Below are 18,188 nucleotides of genomic sequence, written 5' to 3'. Positions count from 1 at the left end.
TTATTTAGAACATAAGTTAACCTCGAATAAACTTAATAGAAGATGCTTTAACACTAACCCATATTTTTTTCCCAATTTCAATATTTAAATTGTCGAAGGAATATTGAGTAATATTTGCTGTTAGTTCGATACCAATATTTATCACTATTTCAATTCCTGATTTGGTGGGATATATATCTTTTATTGTTCCATGAAAATTATTTACTGAATTTGAGTTAATTGCCTCGTTCGATACTATAATTGCCTCATTTGGAATTGTAATATAACCCTCAGAATTTATGTTTCTATCAGAGGTGGTATGAAATTGCAACCCAGATGTTTCAAAAATATTAAGTTTAGAATTGTCATTTGACTTTAACAATATGCCTTTAAAAAAATTACTTATGCCTATAAAATTTGCAACAAATTCTGATTTTGGATTATTAAAAACCTCTTTTGGTGTACCTGTTTGAATAATAGCGCCATTTTCTATTATTGCAATTTTATTCGATAAAGCAAGTGCTTCTTCATAATCGTGAGTAACGTGCACAATAGTTTGACCTTTTTGGTTTAGTTTTCTTAAAAGCGTTATCATTCCTTTTCTTAATTGAACATCAAGGAAAGATAAAGGTTCGTCAAGTAAAAGAATTTCCGGATTTGTAGCTAATGTGCGGGCAATTGTTACTCGTTGTATTTCTCCACCAGATAAATTACTGATATTTCTTTTTAAGATATTTGTTATTTCTGTATCCTCGGCTAAATTCTGTATTATGTTATTTATTTCTTCTTTTTTGAGTTTTTTAATCTTTAATGGATATGCTATGTTTTCGAATACAGACATGTGTGGGAAGAGAGTTGGTTTTTGGTAAACAATTCCAATATTTCTTTTTTGAATAGGAGTGTTTATAATGTCTTTACCATTTAGTAAAATTGATCCGCTGTCGGGTGTTATAATTCCTGTTATTATTTCAAGTAGCATTGATTTTCCTGAACCTGACTTGCCAATTAAAACAAAATAATCGCCCTTACTAATATTTATATCAATATTTGAAAGCGAGAAAGCACCCAGTTTTTTATTTATGTTTTTAAGATTCAGCATTTCTTGTCTTTCTTGAAATAAGTTTCATTGCAATAAAAATCAGTAGACAAATACTTATAAAAAGAACTGTTACAGGTTTTGCATATTGTAATCCATATGAATTGAACCTTTCAAAAATCATTACAGGTGTAATCATAGGATGATATGCTATTATTATTACTGCACCAAATTCACTTAAACCTCTTCCCCACATCATGACTAAACCAGTAAGAATACTTCTCCATGCTAATGGTAGTGTTATCGAAAAAAACACTTTTGTTTTTGAAGCACCTAATGTTAAAGCTACTTTTTCTAGTCTTTCAGGTACATTTATAAAGCCATCAATTGCGGCATTTATTAAATATGGAATACTTACAAATGCCATTGCAACAATAATTCCGGCAGGATTGTTCACAAAACTAAATCCTAAAGAATCTGCAATTTTTCCTAAAAATGTATCTCTTGAAATAATTCCAAGCAGTGCAATACCTGCAGCCGAATGTGGAATGATTACAGGTATATTGATTATTCCGAGTATTATTTTTTTAAAGATGAAGTTTTTTCTTGCGAGCAAATAAGCCAGAGGTATTGCGACAAAAGAAAAAATTAAAGTAGCAGCAATAGATGTGGATATTGTTAGCCAGATACTTTTTTGCACATCAGTTTCTTTAGCAGCGTCAAATAATGATAGGGGAGTGGTTGTGATAAACATTCCAACCAATGGTGCAATTATGAATAACAAGAGTAATCCTGCAAGTAAAATAAAGACCAAACTGATTGTATCTACTCTTTTGCGCATTAATTATAGTTATTTGAAATATTCAATTTGCTTTTCTATAATATTTACAGTTTCGGTATCAATATTAATAGTCTTTTTTATCCAGTTATTTTGTGAATCGTATTCGTAAGTGTAGGTAAATTTCTTGTTTAGTGAATTATCTGGTTTAAATGAAGACTCTTCAATCACGTTGTTATTTATATCGTAAGTATAAGTGTTTTTTCTCTCAAGTAGTCCGTCGGCACTATATTTACAGTTTTCAACTTTGTTGCCTTTAATATCATATTTGTAAGTAAATCTTTTTAGTAATTTTCCATCAGAACCATAACTGTTATCTTCAGAAACTTTTCCTTTGTCATCATAAGTATATTTAATTGTTTTTTCAGATTTGCCTTCTCCGTTTACACTACTATCCTCAATTAAATTTCCATTAGCATCGTATTTGTATATTATTGTTCGAATAAGTTTTTCGTCAGGACCATACTGATTTTCTTCAATTCTTCTGTTATTATTGTCAAATTTATATTTATAATTTTTATCTATTTTTCCGTTAGGTAAAAATTTTGTGTCAACAATTTTATTTCCGTATTCATTGAATTCATTTAAATAATAGAATTCAACTGAGTCTTTTGAAGTTTTATCGTTTTTTATTGTGTACGTTGTTTCTTTTATTGATTTTACTTTACCTTTTAGATTCCATTTTAAATAATCATTTTTTTGTGCCCATAATAACGAAGGGAACAAACAGATTAAAAAGCAAATTGTGATAGACTTTGTAAGATTCATATTCTTTGTTTTTTTATTTTTGTTTTGAAGCAAATGCTTTCAATTCAGAAGGAATTTTGTCGAAACTTTTTGTTGGCGATGGTATTACTGATGGTTGTCCAAGTTTCTGTAATATCGCCATACCTTTAGTTTTAGTGAGCATAAATTTTAAAAATGCCATTGCTACAGCTTGGTTAGGAGCATTTTTTGGGATAGTAATACCATATACCATAGGTTCTCCTTTTTGAGTAATCTTTTCAGTTGGAGTTTTTCCGTTTATTTCAACAGAAACGGAGCTATACAATTCAGAAAATGTTGAATTTTTTAAATTAATTTCATCAGGAAGTAACAGGTATTTTAATTTATGCTGTTCTGCAACCGAGCGATAAAGAAAGATATAATCAACATTTCCTGTTTCTAGTAATGCAAGTAAATCTGTTTCTTTTGGTCTTATATTATTTTCATCTTTTTTTAACAATTGTTCTGCCATTCCGCTTTGTTTGTAGTATTTTTCAGCCAATTTGGACACTAGTACTGATCTATATCCACATGGGTCGGCATTTGGGTCGGCGCGACCGATCTGAACATTTTTATCAAGCATAATTTTATACCAGTTATTCTTAGTGATTTCTTTACCTCTTTTTGATTTATCGGTATATACAATTGCCATTTCGTTTGATGCAAATTTTATATTCCAATCGGCAAAATTTGGGATTAACATTTTATCAATTACAGTATAGTCAGCTGAAGCCATTATATCACATGGTTTTTTTAACTCGGTAATTTTTCGTGCACATTCAACACTTCCGGCAGCTTCCATCATAATATTAACATCTGGGTTTTCCTTTTTAAAAGCTGTTGTAATTTCTTTCATGGGTACAGATAAGCTACCGGCATGAAAAATAATTAAATCACCAGTTAAAGACGTATTGTTTAACTTAACTTGTTTTGTGTTTTTAATATTTGCGCTTATAAATAAAAGCGACAAAAGCACCAATAAAACATTAGTTATTTTTTTCATTTGTATAGTATTATTTTGGTTATGCAATATATTACATATCGACAAAAATATAACTTTTAATTGTAATTAAATAAGATATTTCTAATGCTTTTTATGAAGAATTTAACCGGAGATAAACAAAAATTTAATTCTAATTACGAATTTTGTAAAAACTAATAATTAAACCATTTATTAATTCAAGTTAATAAACTTTTTTGTGAGAAGCTTTTTTCCTTAATTTAAAAAATGTTTGCAAATTGTTAATTTAAATATATAGAGATTCTAATTAATATTTCTCAATAAGTACAATTGCTATAAAATTAGGTGTTTATTATAAAATATTTTTATCTGTCATTAAATCTAGTTAATTTTGAATAATTAATTAAGATGATATGATAAAAAAACTATTAACATATCTTACAATTATTGGAGTCTTTGTTTCGCTTATTTGGGTAATTATTGATAAGGGAAATCAAATTGTAAGAACAGAAAAAGTTGAACTTAAAGAAAATATTACTAATACAATTACTTTTGCAGATAAGGCAAAGCCAGTAGTTATTGATTCTCAGGAAAATATTTTTCATCAATTAATGAGTAATATTAAATATCCATTAAGTATATTATTATTACAGGTAATTGTAATATTGTTATTTTCAAGAGTTTTTGGTGTTATTTTTAAAAAATTAGGGCAACAAACTGTAATTGGAGAAATAATAGCGGGTATATTTCTTGGTCCTTCAATATTAGGATGGTTATTTCCTGATTTATCTGCTGTAATATTTCCAAAGGAATCGTTTATTTCTTTACAATTTTTAAGTCAAATTGGGTTGGCGTTTTTTATGTTTGTAATAGGAATGGAATTAGATTTAAGTAAAATTAAAAATAAAGCTCACGACGCTGTTATTATAAGCCATGTAAGTATAATATTTCCATTTTTTCTTGGTACATGCTTGTCTTATTATATCTATCAGGAATTAGCACCTCAAAATATTAGTTTTATTTCGTTTGCTTTATTTATGGGAATTGCAATGAGTATAACTGCTTTTCCAGTCTTAGCTAGAATTATTAAAGAAAGAGGATTAACCCGAACGCCAATGGGCGTGTTAGCAATTACCTGTGCTGCAGCTGATGATGTAACAGCATGGTGTTTACTTGCAGCAGTAATTGCAATAGTAAAAGCAGGAAGTATTATTAGTTCTTTGTTCACAATTGGTTTAGCTATAGTTTACATAATAATTATGCTTAAACTAGTTAAACCCTGGTTGCAAAAGATAAGTGATAAAAGATTTAAAGAAAATAAAATAGATAAAACAATTATTGCTATTACTTTTTTCATTTTGTTGTTATCTGCTTATTTTACTGAGATAATAGGAATTCATGCATTATTTGGTTCATTTATAGCAGGTGTAATTATGCCCAATAATATTCGTTTTAAAAATGTTGTAACAAATAAAATAGAAGATATAAGTACAGTTCTGTTATTACCAATATTTTTTGCGTTTACTGGGCTTCGTACTCAAATTGGATTATTAAATTCAGGTCATTTATGGGCTATATGTGGCATAGTAATTTTTGTTGCTGTTTTAGGAAAGTTTGGTGGAAGTGCTTTTACTGCAAAAATTGTTGGACGTTCATGGAAAGAATCTCTTTCAATTGGAGCATTAATGAATACAAGAGGACTTATGGAACTTATTGTTTTAAATATAGGTTATGATTTAGGTATTTTAAGTCCGCAAATATTTGCAATTATGGTGTTAATGGCTCTCAGTACTACATTTATGACAGGTCCTCTGTTAGATTTAATAAATTACTTCTTTAAAAACAGAGTGATAAAAAGTAGTTGTTAGAATAAACGTAATACTAAATAATTTAAAGAGAATTAAAAATTAAAAAGGCAGGAGAAATTCTCCTGCCTTTTTTAACTAAACCACACATTAACCCAAGTTATAATGCTCCTTCATCATAAGCTTTTTCACCATGAAGAGCTACGTCGAGACCGATTCTTTCATCGCTTTCAGAGACTTTCACAGGTGTTATAAAGTTTATAATAATTAACATTAAATATGTAAAAATAAAAGCATAAGCTGAAGCAGCAGCAACAGCAACTAATTCTTTAACAAAAAATGAACTATTGCCGTAAATTAATCCGTCTGCTCCGGCAGCGTTTACTGCTTTGGATGCAAAAACACCTAACATGATGGTTCCGAATACTCCACCAATACCATGTACTCCCCATACATCAAGAGCATCATCCCATTTCATTTTGTTCTTTAATTGTACCGCTAGGTAACAAACTATACCTGCTGCAGTTCCAATTATTGGAGATGCCCATAAAGGAACTAGTCCTGCGCACGGTGTTATTGTTGCCAAACCCGCAATAGAACCAGTTAACAATCCAATTAGTTTTGGTTTCTTTTCTCGTGTCCATTCAATTACTAACCACGACATAGTTGCAAATGAAGCAGCAATATCTGTATTTAAAAATGCTAATGATGTAACATTATCCACAGCAACTTCACTTCCTGCGTTAAAGCCATACCATCCAAACCATAATAACCCACTTCCAATTGCAACCAGAGGAATGCTATTAGGTGTTGAGTTTTTATCAACTCTGGCACCAACATAAAATACAGAAGCTAAAGCTGCAAAACCTGCAGTTGCATGAACAACAATACCACCTGCAAAATCAAGAACACCCCATTGTGCTAATAATCCACCACCCCAAATCATGTGAACAAATGGATAATAAACAAGAACCTGCCATACTGTTAAAAATATCATGTATGATTTAAATGTTACACGACCAGCAAAAGCACCAGTTATAAGAGCTGGAGTAATAATTGCAAACATCATCTGATAAGCAATAAATACAAATTCAGGAATTTGTCCGTTTGTATACATACTGTCCATCCCAACACCTTGCAAAAATGCTTTGTCGAAATTTCCAAAAATACCACCTTCGCCTCCACTAAAGCAAAGCGAATAACCGAAAATAACCCAGAGTACAGTTGTCCAACCTAATGAGACAAAACTCTGAATCATAACTCCAAGAATATTTCTTTTTGTTGCAAGTCCGCCATAGAAAAAGGCAAGACCTGGTGTCATAAGCATTACCAGACTACAAGCTAGAAGCATAAATCCGGTTGATCCTGTATCTAACATAATTTTAAAGTTTAAAAAAGGTTTATATTTATAATGTTATACCAAATACTAAATGAATATTTTCTGTTTGTGGATTGAACACCAGTGAAACTTTAGCCGGTAATTCGAAATCGTTGTTTATTTTTATTTTTTTAGTGCCGGTTAAGCCTAAATTAACAACACCAATATCGTTTCCATAAAGACCTTCAGTAGGAGTAAAGCCAACAAATAAATCTAAAGTTTTATCTTTTATTTTAAAAGAATATCCTGCTTCTGCATAAGTTGAATATCTGTTATCACCTGAAGTGTCTTTATCTGCACCATAAAATGAAGTTGCAACAAATACATAAAGTGGAAATTTTTCAGAACCTTTCCATCCAAGCATTCCTTCTAAAATGTGCCCGGTGGTTTTGTCTTCGTAGTTAAAATATCGTTCTGTTTTTGTAGTAGGAATTGTATTTAATGGGAAAAAGTAATCGGTAAATGTTAACGAAAACTTTTTAAATGTATATTTTAAATATAAATCTGTTTCGCAATATGTTCCAAGAGTACTTATTGCACCCCAATATCCGATTTCAAAATTCTTTTTTGATAATGAAAGTGTTGGCTGAATACTTGGAGATGCTCCATAATCAAGACCGCGCCATATGTATCTGCTATAAATGTCAGCAGCAACATTAGTAGTTAAACTATCTTGCCCGAATGAGGCAAATGATGATAACAAAATAAAAATGATTCCTGTAATTTTTTTCATAAATAAGTGTTTTTATCGAGCAAAGATGCCAAATTGCAAAAACGATTAAAACACTTAAAACGCGGAATTTAATCTACGTGAAACGCGGAGAATGGCTATAACTCAATGATATTATTGCGAATAGCAAATTTTACTAAGTCGGCAATAGTGTTAAGAAGCAGCTTTTGCATAATATGTGTTTTGTGAGATTCAACTGTTCTTACAGAAATAACAAGCCTTTCTGCAATTTCCGGGTTGGAAAAACCTTCAGCAACAAGCTTTAAGATCTCTAGTTCGCGAGAAGTTAGGGTTTCTTCTTTTTCTTCTCCTTGCTTAACACCAGTATGTGCTTTTTTTACAAAACTTTTTAGAATGATATCAGAAACCTGTGTGCTGAAATATTCATTTCCTTTATTTATTTCTTCAATGGCTGTAATTAATTCGTAGCTGTTTATATTTTTATGTAAATATCCTCGTGCGCCTGCTTTTAGAGCGTTAAAAATAAAATCTTCGCCAATATACATTGATAAAATCATTACTCTAATAGTAGGATATTCTTTTTGTATGACTTTTGTTATTTCAATACCAGACATTCCCGGAAGTGAAACATCAAGAATTAGAATATCCGGTATTTGATTTTTTAAAAGCTGAAATAATTCTGAAGCAGATGAAGCTTCGTTTATCACTTCAATTTGTTGAGCATCCTGCAAAAGCGATTTTATTCCATCGCGAATAAGCTGATGATCGTCAACTAATATTACTTGTATTTTTTTCATCAGTAAGAGGAAAAGTTAATACTATCTTTGTTCCCATGCCTGGAAATGACTCAATATTAAGATTGCCGTTTAACAAACTGGCTCTTTCTTTCATATTGTTAATACCGTTATGAGAATCATTATTTTTATTGTCAAAGTTACATCCTTTTCCATTATCTGATACCTCAAGTAAAACAATTGAATTATTTTGAGATAATTGTAAAACAATATCTGTTGCTTTGGCGTGTTTTACTATATTATTAAGTGCTTCCTGAACAATTCTAAAAAGATACGTTTTTTCTTTTGGGGCTAATAAATCGTAATTTCCGGATATTTGTATATTTATTTTTATAGCTGACACATCGGTTATCTGGTCGCATAAATTTCTAATAGCATTTGCAACTCCAAATTCCTGCAGAACTGCTGGCATTAAGTCGTTCGACATTCGTCTGACTTCTTCAATGGTTTTATCCATAAGTTTGCCAACCTCTGCAGCAATAATTCCAGTGTTTCCTTCACATCGAGTTGCAAGACTTTCTATTTTTAATCTTAATCCTATCATTTGTTGTCCAAGTCCGTCATGCAATTCACGTGAAAGTCTTAATCGTTCTATTTCCTGTCCGTCAATCATAGAACGGGTTCTGTTTATTCGTTCTTCTGCAAGTTGTTTAGAACTATGTTTTAGCTGGCTGGCCATTTTGTTAAAAGAGCGTGTTAGTTCTCCAATTTCGTCATTAGTACTTATTTCAAGATTAACATTAAAATTTCCTTTTCCCACTTCCGATACTGCGCTGTTTAATTTTATTATAGCTCTTGTAATTCCTAATGAAACAATGTACGAAATAAGTATAAATAATCCCGAAATAATAATTGTTACAAACAGAATGTTATTTCTGAATCGATACACCGGAATTAGCACTTCATCCCAATCCATTTCTGCTAAAATTGCCCAGTTTAATCCTTCTGAATTTATTCTGTCAAAGGAGCTGATTACTTTAATATTTCTGTAATCTTTTATAATAATAGTATTTGTAATTCCCTTAAACGCATTCTGTACACTTAAAGAATTTACTTTAATTTTATATACACTGTTTTTTTTAAATCTGGAAGTACTACGCATTAATGAATCGCTACCAACTAAATATGTCTCGCCTGTTTTACCTAAACCATTATAAGGATTATTTTCATACATTATTTTATTTATTGCATCAATTTTAACAGGAAGAATAATCCAAAAATCATTTTGAGGAATATATGTTTTTACAAAAAAGGAATTAGAACTCATCTGCTTTGTTATGTTGTTATAATCAGAGATAGAGATTTTATTATTAAAAGAATCTTTTGAAATAATTGAAAGCAAGGAATTGGCAGATAATAAGTTTGATTGATCGGTTGGGGTATTTGTTAAAGGCAGGAATTTTATAGAGTTTGTTGCAGGATAAAAAATATAAATACCGGAATATACCGAACTACTAAGAATTTTTTGTGCATGTTTTGAAAATGTTGTTGAGTCAGAAATGAAAGAACTATGCATATTGTTAAATGAGAATGAATTTAAGTTTTCATTCTGGACTAATAAGAATAAATCTTTTTTACGTTCATTAAAAAAAAGCTCAATTTGTTTTTTCTTTTCAATTCTTAAGGAAGTTAATTGATCGAAAGTCCTACTTAAGATTGCAGATCTTGCATTTGAATATGAAAGATAGCTGGTTACACCAATTGATACAATTCCTAATAAAATAAAGAAGAGTACAAGTTTTTCGCGAATGGAGATAAATCGTTGCACAGCAATTGATATTTATCAATTAGTTTATGCAAATTTAGTATTTTATTAAATATCTTCACCTACTAATCTATAGCCAATGCCAGATTCAGTAATTATTATTTTAGGCTGATTAGGATTTTCTTCAATTTTTTTTCGGATTTGTGCAATAAAAACTCTTAAATACTGAGATTGTTCCACATATCCGGGTCCCCATATTTCTTTAAGAATATACTGATGAGTAAGAACTTTATTTTCGTTTCTGGCAAGAAGCGTTATTAGTGAATATTCAGTTGAAGTAAGTTTTAATACTATATTATCTTTTTTTATTATTCTTGTATTAAGGTCAATTGTTATATTCTGAAATTTAATACATGATTGATTATTTGAATCAGATTTATTTCTAAGTGCATTTCTTATTCTAGCCAAAAGTTCACCTGTACGAAATGGCTTTACTAAATAATCGTTTGCCCCATTGTCTAAAGCTTGTATAATATCTGTCTCAGAACTACGAACTGATAAAATAATTATAGGTGAAATGTACCAATCTCTTAATTTTACTAAAATGCTTTGTCCGTCTTCATCGGGTAAACCAAGGTCAAGTATTATAAGGTCTGGAGGATGCATTGCAGCCATTTGCAAACCTTCTTTAGCACATGATGCCTCAATAACATTATAATTATTGGATTCTAGTGTTATTTCGATAAGTTTTCGAATCTGTCTTTCATCATCAATTATAAGTATGTTTGATTTATTATTCATTTTCTGAATTTATTAAAGGAGTATTTGTTGGAATTTTTATAATAACAACAGTTCCTGTAGGAATATTTTTCTTTATTTCAACATTGCCATTATGTGCGCTGACAAATCCTTTGACTATCGATAATCCTAGCCCCAGACCACCTGTTTTTAATTCAGGCGATCGATAAAATTTTTCAAATGGTTTTTCCCCTCCTGCATTTATAAATCCTTCTCCGTTATCTGCAATGCTAATAATCATATGTCCTTTAATATATTCAGCTGTTATAACAATTTTTGTTTTATCAGAAGTGTGTACAATTGCATTATGAATAACATTGTACAGTGCTTGTTCAATTAGTCCAAAGTCCAACCAGATAATAGAATTTTCTGTATTCGTTTTAATTTCGATATTTTGATATACTATATCTTCTTTTAGTCTGGATACAGCAGAATTAATTAAATCATTAATATCACACCAATTCATTTTGGGTTTTATAAATCCCGAATCTAATCTGGACATGTTTAGTAAATTGTCAATCAGTCTGTTTAATCTGTTTGATGCAATATGTATTTCACTTTGTAATTCTTGTTTATCTTTTTCTAATAATACTTTATCATTTGTTATTAAGTTTTCAGATGCGCCAATAATTGTAGTAAGTGGTGTTCGTAATTCATGAGAAATAGAATTGAATAAGGTATCGTAAAGTTTTAAAGCATTTAATTTTTCTTCTTTTTGCCTTGAAATATTCTCGAACTGTTTTATTTTCGAAGTTAGTATCCCATTTAATAGGGCAATAATGAAATACATACATAACATTAGAATGTCTTCTGATTTTTCGACGTGAAAAGTAAAATGTGGTGGAATAAAGAAGAAATCCCATATAAGTGCACTTAAAACTGCAGAAACAAGAACTGGGTATACTGTTAAAACTGTTGCTAATATAGAAACTGTAAACAATAGAATAAGAGCAACAGTTTGATAACCTAATAAGTCAGAAATCGAAAAACAAATAATTGAAATTAGAAGTGTAATTCCTATGCTTAACAGATATTGATGAAACAGGGTTTTATTAGAGAAAAATTTAAGCATTTAATATTTTGTCATAATCAAATCAAAATTAAGTCAAAAAATTATTAGATGTCTAAAAATAGTCAACTTTATTTTCTTTAATTACCCTGCGTAGTTCTTTAATACAATATTCATAGCCGGCTATTTTACCAGATAAAAACAAAGTGCTATCTTCATCATTATTAAATTTTATTTTTTTTGCTTCCTCAATCTCTAAATTTTCTAATTTAGAAATGAAAATTTCTATTAATTTTTGCATAATAGTTAATTTATAAATTAATAATTAGACTCGTTGGGCAATACTGCCATTAGTTCTGAAATCTTCATTGGAATAGGAATAACAATTGTTGTTATACCATGTTTGTATAAATTTCTTTGAATTGCAAAAATTGTATAATTATGGAGCAATTTGTTAAAAAAGGTATTGCCTTCAAAAATAAGTTGTCCACCTACAAAAACAGGATTAGGATATTTTTCAGATATAACAGGAATTAATTTATCGATTTCTTCGACTACATCTGTACCAATTGCATAATAACTATCGCCATGTAAACCGAGCTTTTCAGCTACGTAAATGTATTTTTTCATGTCTATTTCAATATTCTCTTTTAGTTTGTCTATTTGTTCAAAACCTTTGAATCTTGACGAATTCATAATACCAACTTCTACAAATACTATATTTTGATAGTTACCATTAAAGTCGTTAAGAGTTTTAAAAAGAGAATATAATCCTAATCCTCCATAGCCGTTAACAAGTAAAACAACTGTGCGATTTGTTTTTATTTCAGAATTGTTATTATTTGTTTTTGTCATTCTAGATTTCATTACTGAAATAATATCGGGAATTACTTGCTTTATTTTCTTTTGAATTTCAATTATTTCTTTTCTGACAAAGTTGTAGTGTCTTTTAATAATTACTGCAATTATCGATAAAACGCCAGTTATAACAACTGTTATCCAACCACCCTCTTCAAATTTTAAAATCAAAACTGTAAACAGAATAAATGTTGTCATTATTAACCCTATTCCATTTATTGCCATTTTCCAGAACCATTTTTTCTCTTCTTTTCTAACCAAAATCCAATGCCTTACCATTCCAAATTGTGAAAGAGTAAATGTTATAAAAACATTTATACTATATAATATAACCAACCATGAAACTGCACCTTTTGAGAAATAAAGTAAAAGAAATGCAGCTCCACCCATAATCAGAATTCCATTCTGAGAGACAAGTCTATCGCTTAGATGCGTAAATTTTCTGGGGAACCAATTATCATGAGCCATATTAGCCATTACCCTTGGTCCATCTAAAAAGCCGGTTTGAGCAGCAACAAATAGTAGTGCTGCTTCTGAAATCAAAGTAAGAAAAACAAAACCTTGTCCAATATAATAATTCCAACCTGAAGTAGCAGTTTCTACTAAAACAGCATTAAGAGTTTTTGTAGGGCTAATCTTAACATCAAACAAATAATATGAAATAATTAAACCGAAAGCTGCAATTGCCAATGATACAGAAAGCAAAAGCATCGTTTTTTGCGCAGTTTTTACTTTAGGTTCTCTTAAATTTGGAATGCCATTGCTTACTGCTTCTATACCTGTATATGTTCCGGCACCCATACTGTAAGCTTTTAAAATCAGAAAAATAGTACCAAATACACCAAGCTGAGAAATAGAATTACTCATTTCGACACCTGTATTTCTAACTAATTCAGGAGCATCTCCAATATGAGTAAATATGCTGTATCCAATTAAAATTGCATGTGTTAAAATAAAAGCAATAAATACCGGTGTTAAAAGCATAACAGATTCTTTAACTCCTCTTAAATTTAATACAACTAACACTAATAGTATAAAGAATGAAAAAATAAGTTTATATCCATGCCATTCAGCAGGTAAGAAACTAAAAAATGCATCGGCACCACTGGAAATTGAAAGTGTAATGGTAAGCATATAATCAATCAATAATGCACTACCTGAAATCATTCCTATAGTTGGAGAAATTAACTTTGTTGCAACTATATAACCACCGCCTCCCTGAGGAAAAAGATTAATTATTTGTCTGTAACTTGTACTTATAACAAAGATTGTAATAACTGTTAAGATAGCTACGAATATTCCTAAGTTTCCGTGACCTGTAAGGTTTCTCATTATTTCTTCCGGACCATAACAAGATGAAGATAATGGATCGGATCCTAAGCCTACCCATGCAAAAAATGCCACCAATGAAATTCTCTGAAAAACTGATCTGTCAGTTAAGTCTCTGGCTTTGCCAATAAAGGTATTCTTAAGTTTTCCTTTAATATTATTTTCGTTGTTCATATACTAAAAATATATGAGCAAAGTTATGTAGGATGTTATAAGTAAGTTGTTAAACTTATAACAGACAGTATAAAGATTTTATAAAGAAAAATTGTTAAATAAAAAACGGGCATTTAGCCCGTTTAATATTTTTTATTGTTTTTCAGCTTCCGGCTGAGTAGGTTGTGCCTGTGGTTCTGGTTTTGGAAGAAGAACCTTACGGGACAGTCTCATTTTACCGCGGCTATCAATTTCTAGAAGTTTTACTTGTATTTTATCACCAAGTTTTAAAGCATCTTCAACTCTTTTTAGGCGTGACCATTCAATTTCTGAAATGTGTAACAAACCTTCTTTACCTGGCATTATTTCAACAAATGCACCATATTCCATAATAGATTTTACAGTAGCATCAAATACTTCACCAATTTCGATATCGCCAATAATTGCTTTAATACGTTTTATTGCTGTATTAATTGCATCACCATCCGGAGCGCAAATCTGAACTATACCAGCATTTTCAACTTCGGTAATTGAAATTATTGTATTTGTTTTTGCCTGAATATCCTGAATGATTTTTCCACCAGGACCAATGATTGCACCAATCTGGTCTTTTGCAACTGTCATGCTAACAATACGTGGAGTATGAGGTTTGTAATCTGGGCGTGGAGCAGGAAGAGTTTCTAAAATTTTACCAAGTATATGTAAGCGACCTTCGCGAGCCTGAGCCAAAGCTTTTGCTAACACTTCGTAAGGAAGTCCGTCAACTTTAATATCCATTTGTGTTGCAGTAATACCATTTTCTGTTCCACAAACTTTAAAGTCCATATCACCTAAATGATCTTCGTCGCCAAGGATATCAGAAAGAATAGCAAAACGACCGGTTTTTGTATCAGAAATTAAACCCATTGCAATACCGGTAACAGGATTTTTAATTTTAATACCTGCATCCATAAGAGCTAATGTTCCTGCACAAACAGTTGCCATTGATGATGACCCGTTTGATTCAAGAATATCTGAAACAACTCTTATAGTATATGGGTTAACCATATAATCAGTAGGAATCATTTTCTTTAGTGCACGGTGTGCTAAATTTCCGTGTCCAACTTCGCGACGACCAACACCACGGTATGGACGAGCTTCACCAGTAGAGAAAGGAGGGAAGTTATAGTTTAAAAGGAAACGTTCGTGACCTTGAAAAACTGCACCGTCTATTAATTGTTCATCAGATTTAGTACCTAATGTTACAGATGTTAATGATTGTGTTTCACCACGTGTAAAAATTGCTGATCCATGAGCCATAGGTAAGTAATCAACTTCACTCCAGATTGGACGAATTTGATCAAACTTACGACCATCTAATCGAATTTGTTCAGTTAAATAATATTCACGGATAGCTTCTTTTTCTAAATCGTGATAATAACGTTTAACCATTGCAACTGTTGATTCATCTGGTTCGGTAAGAGTAGCCATGTACTCATCACGTATTGCATGAAGTGCATCTGCACGTTCATGTTTACTTACTAATCCTTTTTTTATAACATCATATATTTTTTGGAAAGCAAATGCACGAATGCCAGTTTTAATTTCTTCTACATTATGTTCGTGACAATATTCACGTTTAACTATTCCTAATTCAGTAGCTAATTCTTTTTGAGCCTGACAATGAACTTTTATTTCTTCGTGAGCAAAACGAATAGCTTCAGCCATATCAGCTTCACTAACTTCGTCAAGTTCACCCTCTACCATTAAAATATTTTCATAAGTTGCGCCAACCATCATGTCGATGTCTGCTCTTTCACGATCTGTACGTGTAGGATTAATTACAAACTGACCGTCAATTCTTGCAACGCGAACCTCAGAAATTGGTCCGTGGAAAGGGATGTTACTTACTGCAATTGCAGCAGATCCTGCTAAACCTACAAGAGCATCTGGTAAGTCGTTAGGATCACAAGAAATTAAATCAATATTTACAAAAGTTTCTGCATGGTAATCAGAAGGGAAAAGTGGGCGCATTGCGCGGTCAACCAAACGAGAAACTAAAATTTCATAGTCTGAGGAACGAGCTTCACGTTTCATAAATCCACCAGGAAATCTTCCAGTTGATGCATATTTTTCACGGTAATCTACAGAAAGTGGCATAAAATCTACATTTTCTTTAGCTTCAGTAGCAGAAACTACAGTTGCTAAAAGCATAGTTTTACCCATTTTAAGCACTATCGAACCATCTGCTTGTTTGGCAAGTTTTCCGGTTTCAATTTCAATTGTTCTTCCGTCTTTAAGTTGAATCGTCTTTTTTACAGCTTTGTACATATATATTTCGATTAATGATTTTTAAAAATATAAAAAAAGGCAATTTGCAATTGCCTTTTTTTGTTTTACTTTCTGAGTCCAAGTTCTTTAAGAATCGCACGATATCTTAGAATATCGCGATCTTTAAGATAATTGAGTAATTTTTTACGTTTACCAACCAGTTTTAACAACGCTTGTTGAGTTGCGAAATCTTTTTTGTTGGTTTTTAAGTGACCTGTTAAGTGATCGATACGGAATGAGAACAATGCGATTTGGCTTTCTGCAGAGCCAGTATCTCCGTTACTTTTTCCGTATTTCTCAAAAAGCTCTTGCTTTTTTTCTGCAGTTAAATACATAAGTTTTAAAAAATTGGTTTTTACTAAAAATGAGTCGCAAAGATAGTAAATTTTTTAATTCGGAATATCTATATGGGTTATTTTTATTTAGTTGAATGTAATTTGGTAAAAGTGTCTAAAATACTTAAAGTTGTGAGTGTCTAAAGTATTAAAACAAATCAAAAATAGTTTTAAGTTAAAATTAATCTTGAAGTTTGAGAAGTTAATTAATACAATGTTTGATTGTTTTAAAAATCCGTAGGATTTTAATGTTTATAAAAACTTAAAATGAATCTATTTTGCTCCAGAGGAGCTAAATGTAAAAGACTAGTCTTTCTAATAAATTCGTGTTATTTTTGCATAAAAAAACAATGTTCTATCGCGATTTTCCTATTCAATACAACGAACCGTTATTTCGTCCACCAAGCGAAGCAGACTCTTTAATACTTCAGGTAACATATGGTTGTACCTGGAACAAATGTTCTTTTTGTGAAATGTACACTTCAAAAAATTTTAAAGTTAAAAAGGAAGAAGATGTATTATCTGAAATTAAGGCTGTTGCTAAAATTGATCCAGGTATAAGAAAAATTTTTCTGGCTGATGGGAATCCAATGGTTTTATCAACCGAAAAACTATTATTTATTTTAAAAGCAATAAAAGAAAATTTCCCAAAGAATAGAAGAGTAACCACTTATGCTTTACCACGAGATATTCTTGCAAAAAGCCATGAAGAATTAGTTGAACTTCGTGAGGCAGGTTTAAAAATGGTTTATGTGGGTATAGAGTCTGGTGATGATGAGGTTTTAAAATTAATGAACAAAGGCGAAACTTATTCCAGTACTGTAGAAGGGCTTTTAAAAGCAAAGGCAGCAGGATTAAAACTTTCTGTAATAATTTTGGAAGGAGTTGGTGGAATGAATTTTACTAATCAACATGCAATAAATTCTGCAAAAATATTAAATGCTATTCAGCCCGAATTTGCATCAGTATTAGTGCTTAGTTTTCCATTTGGTGTAAATAAATATAAAGAGAGATTTTTAGGAGAGTATATTCCAATGACAATTCCCGATTTATTAAAAGAAATGGAAGTTTTTATTTCTCATTTGGAATTAGATGGAACAATTTTTAGGAGTAATCATGCTTCTAACTATCTTGTTTTAAATGGAATTTTAGGAAGAGATAAGCAGTTATTCTTAGAGCAATTACAATTTGCAATAAAAAATCCTGAAATAGCCGGCTTGAGGGCAGAGTGGCAAAGAGGGTTATAGAAAAATATAAGTTTTATCACCATGTTCTCTGCCGTGGCAATGTCATTGATTTAAGCTCAGACTTCCTGTAGTTCTCGATTGAACTTTCCGCTGCTCCGCCGTGGCGGAAGCAAAGCGTATCAAGAAGTAAGCAAATGGGTTAACGAAATGAAATTTTCTTAAGTCAATGATATTGGCCTTGGCGGAGTGGCGAAGAG

Annotated in this window: 16 protein-coding genes; 2 read left to right on the top strand and 14 right to left on the bottom strand. The window is 31.0% G+C overall.

The annotated features are described in order from the left end of the window. Nucleotides 1–16: 16 nt before the first annotated feature. From HY951_17945 to wtpA, 4 genes are read right to left on the bottom strand one after another with little or no spacing between them, the layout of a single operon-like run. Nucleotides 17–1,078: an ABC transporter ATP-binding protein gene (locus HY951_17945; GenBank protein ID MBI5541943.1), complete on the bottom strand. Its 1,062-nt coding sequence runs from the start codon at nt 1,076–1,078 to the stop codon at nt 17–19. Then, nucleotides 1,065–1,856, bottom strand: a complete 792-nt coding sequence (locus HY951_17940) for an ABC transporter permease (GenBank protein MBI5541942.1) — start codon at nt 1,854–1,856, stop codon at nt 1,065–1,067. Before HY951_17940 ends, HY951_17945 begins: the two co-directional genes overlap by 14 nt. 9 nt (nt 1,857–1,865) lie before the next feature. Further along, nucleotides 1,866–2,621 carry a hypothetical protein gene (locus HY951_17935; protein ID MBI5541941.1) on the bottom strand — a complete coding sequence of 252 codons (756 nt, stop codon included), beginning with the start codon at nt 2,619–2,621 and terminating at the stop codon, nt 1,866–1,868. 13 nt (nt 2,622–2,634) lie between these two features. Further along, nucleotides 2,635–3,621, bottom strand: a complete 987-nt coding sequence (gene wtpA, locus HY951_17930; GenBank protein ID MBI5541940.1) for a tungstate ABC transporter substrate-binding protein WtpA — start codon at nt 3,619–3,621, stop codon at nt 2,635–2,637. A 371-nt stretch (nt 3,622–3,992) separates the two neighbouring features. On the opposite strand from wtpA, the gene HY951_17925 reads away from it, so the two are divergent. After that, entirely contained in the window at nt 3,993–5,447 is a 1,455-nt protein-coding gene (locus HY951_17925; GenBank protein ID MBI5541939.1) for a cation:proton antiporter, read from the top strand. Between the two features lie 97 nt (nt 5,448–5,544). Here the strand turns inward: HY951_17925 and HY951_17920 are convergent, their stop codons facing one another. From HY951_17920 to rpsO, 10 genes are all read right to left on the bottom strand, one after another. Next, complete coding sequence (locus HY951_17920; protein ID MBI5541938.1) at nt 5,545–6,762, bottom strand: ammonium transporter; 1,218 nt, start codon at nt 6,760–6,762, stop codon at nt 5,545–5,547. Between the two features lie 28 nt (nt 6,763–6,790). After that, nucleotides 6,791–7,495: a hypothetical protein gene (locus HY951_17915; protein MBI5541937.1), complete on the bottom strand. Its 705-nt coding sequence runs from the start codon at nt 7,493–7,495 to the stop codon at nt 6,791–6,793. A gap of 95 nt (nt 7,496–7,590) precedes the next feature. Further along, nucleotides 7,591–8,250 (bottom strand): response regulator transcription factor, encoded by a 660-nt coding sequence (locus tag HY951_17910; protein ID MBI5541936.1) that lies wholly within the window; start codon nt 8,248–8,250, stop codon nt 7,591–7,593. Further along, nucleotides 8,222–10,015: a sensor histidine kinase gene (locus HY951_17905; protein ID MBI5541935.1), complete on the bottom strand. Its 1,794-nt coding sequence runs from the start codon at nt 10,013–10,015 to the stop codon at nt 8,222–8,224. The genes HY951_17910 and HY951_17905 overlap by 29 nt, the downstream gene beginning before the upstream one ends. 45 nt (nt 10,016–10,060) lie before the next feature. Beyond that, nucleotides 10,061–10,753 carry a response regulator gene (locus HY951_17900; GenBank protein MBI5541934.1) on the bottom strand — a complete coding sequence of 231 codons (693 nt, stop codon included), beginning with the start codon at nt 10,751–10,753 and terminating at the stop codon, nt 10,061–10,063. Beyond that, complete coding sequence (locus tag HY951_17895) at nt 10,746–11,822, bottom strand: DUF4118 domain-containing protein (protein MBI5541933.1); 1,077 nt, start codon at nt 11,820–11,822, stop codon at nt 10,746–10,748. The genes HY951_17900 and HY951_17895 overlap by 8 nt, the downstream gene beginning before the upstream one ends. Before the next feature lie 52 nt (nt 11,823–11,874). Beyond that, entirely contained in the window at nt 11,875–12,060 is a 186-nt protein-coding gene (locus tag HY951_17890; GenBank protein ID MBI5541932.1) for a hypothetical protein, read from the bottom strand. Between the two features lie 17 nt (nt 12,061–12,077). Further along, entirely contained in the window at nt 12,078–14,120 is a 2,043-nt protein-coding gene (locus HY951_17885; protein MBI5541931.1) for an APC family permease, read from the bottom strand. Between the two features lie 132 nt (nt 14,121–14,252). Next, entirely contained in the window at nt 14,253–16,409 is a 2,157-nt protein-coding gene (locus HY951_17880; protein ID MBI5541930.1) for a polyribonucleotide nucleotidyltransferase, read from the bottom strand. A 65-nt stretch (nt 16,410–16,474) separates the two neighbouring features. Next, nucleotides 16,475–16,744, bottom strand: a complete 270-nt coding sequence (gene rpsO, locus HY951_17875; GenBank protein ID MBI5541929.1) for a 30S ribosomal protein S15 — start codon at nt 16,742–16,744, stop codon at nt 16,475–16,477. 350 nt (nt 16,745–17,094) lie between these two features. Here rpsO and HY951_17870 point away from each other — a divergent pair, with 350 nt between their 5' ends. Next, nucleotides 17,095–17,991 carry a radical SAM protein gene (locus tag HY951_17870; GenBank protein MBI5541928.1) on the top strand — a complete coding sequence of 299 codons (897 nt, stop codon included), beginning with the start codon at nt 17,095–17,097 and terminating at the stop codon, nt 17,989–17,991. Nucleotides 17,992–18,188 lie beyond the last annotated feature (197 nt).

The sequence above is a fragment of the Bacteroidia bacterium genome (assembly GCA_016218155.1).
GTDB lineage: Bacteria > Bacteroidota > Bacteroidia > Bacteroidales > GWA2-32-17 > GWA2-32-17.
The sequence above is the reverse complement of the archived record's forward strand: the minus strand, read 5'-3'. Positions and strand labels throughout refer to the sequence as shown.

Coding starts and splice junctions, on each gene's coding strand:
- HY951_17945 (MBI5541943.1), bottom strand. CDS start 1,078: ATGCTGAATCTTAAAAACATAAATAAAAAACTGGGTGCTTTCTCGCTT.
- HY951_17940 (MBI5541942.1), bottom strand. CDS start 1,856: ATGCGCAAAAGAGTAGATACAATCAGTTTGGTCTTTATTTTACTTGCA.
- HY951_17935 (MBI5541941.1), bottom strand. CDS start 2,621: ATGAATCTTACAAAGTCTATCACAATTTGCTTTTTAATCTGTTTGTTC.
- wtpA (MBI5541940.1), bottom strand. CDS start 3,621: ATGAAAAAAATAACTAATGTTTTATTGGTGCTTTTGTCGCTTTTATTT.
- HY951_17925 (MBI5541939.1), top strand. CDS start 3,993: ATGATAAAAAAACTATTAACATATCTTACAATTATTGGAGTCTTTGTT.
- HY951_17920 (MBI5541938.1), bottom strand. CDS start 6,762: ATGTTAGATACAGGATCAACCGGATTTATGCTTCTAGCTTGTAGTCTG.
- HY951_17915 (MBI5541937.1), bottom strand. CDS start 7,495: ATGAAAAAAATTACAGGAATCATTTTTATTTTGTTATCATCATTTGCC.
- HY951_17910 (MBI5541936.1), bottom strand. CDS start 8,250: ATGAAAAAAATACAAGTAATATTAGTTGACGATCATCAGCTTATTCGC.
- HY951_17900 (MBI5541934.1), bottom strand. CDS start 10,753: ATGAATAATAAATCAAACATACTTATAATTGATGATGAAAGACAGATT.
- HY951_17895 (MBI5541933.1), bottom strand. CDS start 11,822: ATGCTTAAATTTTTCTCTAATAAAACCCTGTTTCATCAATATCTGTTA.
- HY951_17890 (MBI5541932.1), bottom strand. CDS start 12,060: ATGCAAAAATTAATAGAAATTTTCATTTCTAAATTAGAAAATTTAGAG.
- HY951_17885 (MBI5541931.1), bottom strand. CDS start 14,120: ATGAACAACGAAAATAATATTAAAGGAAAACTTAAGAATACCTTTATT.
- HY951_17880 (MBI5541930.1), bottom strand. CDS start 16,409: ATGTACAAAGCTGTAAAAAAGACGATTCAACTTAAAGACGGAAGAACA.
- rpsO (MBI5541929.1), bottom strand. CDS start 16,744: ATGTATTTAACTGCAGAAAAAAAGCAAGAGCTTTTTGAGAAATACGGA.
- HY951_17870 (MBI5541928.1), top strand. CDS start 17,095: ATGTTCTATCGCGATTTTCCTATTCAATACAACGAACCGTTATTTCGT.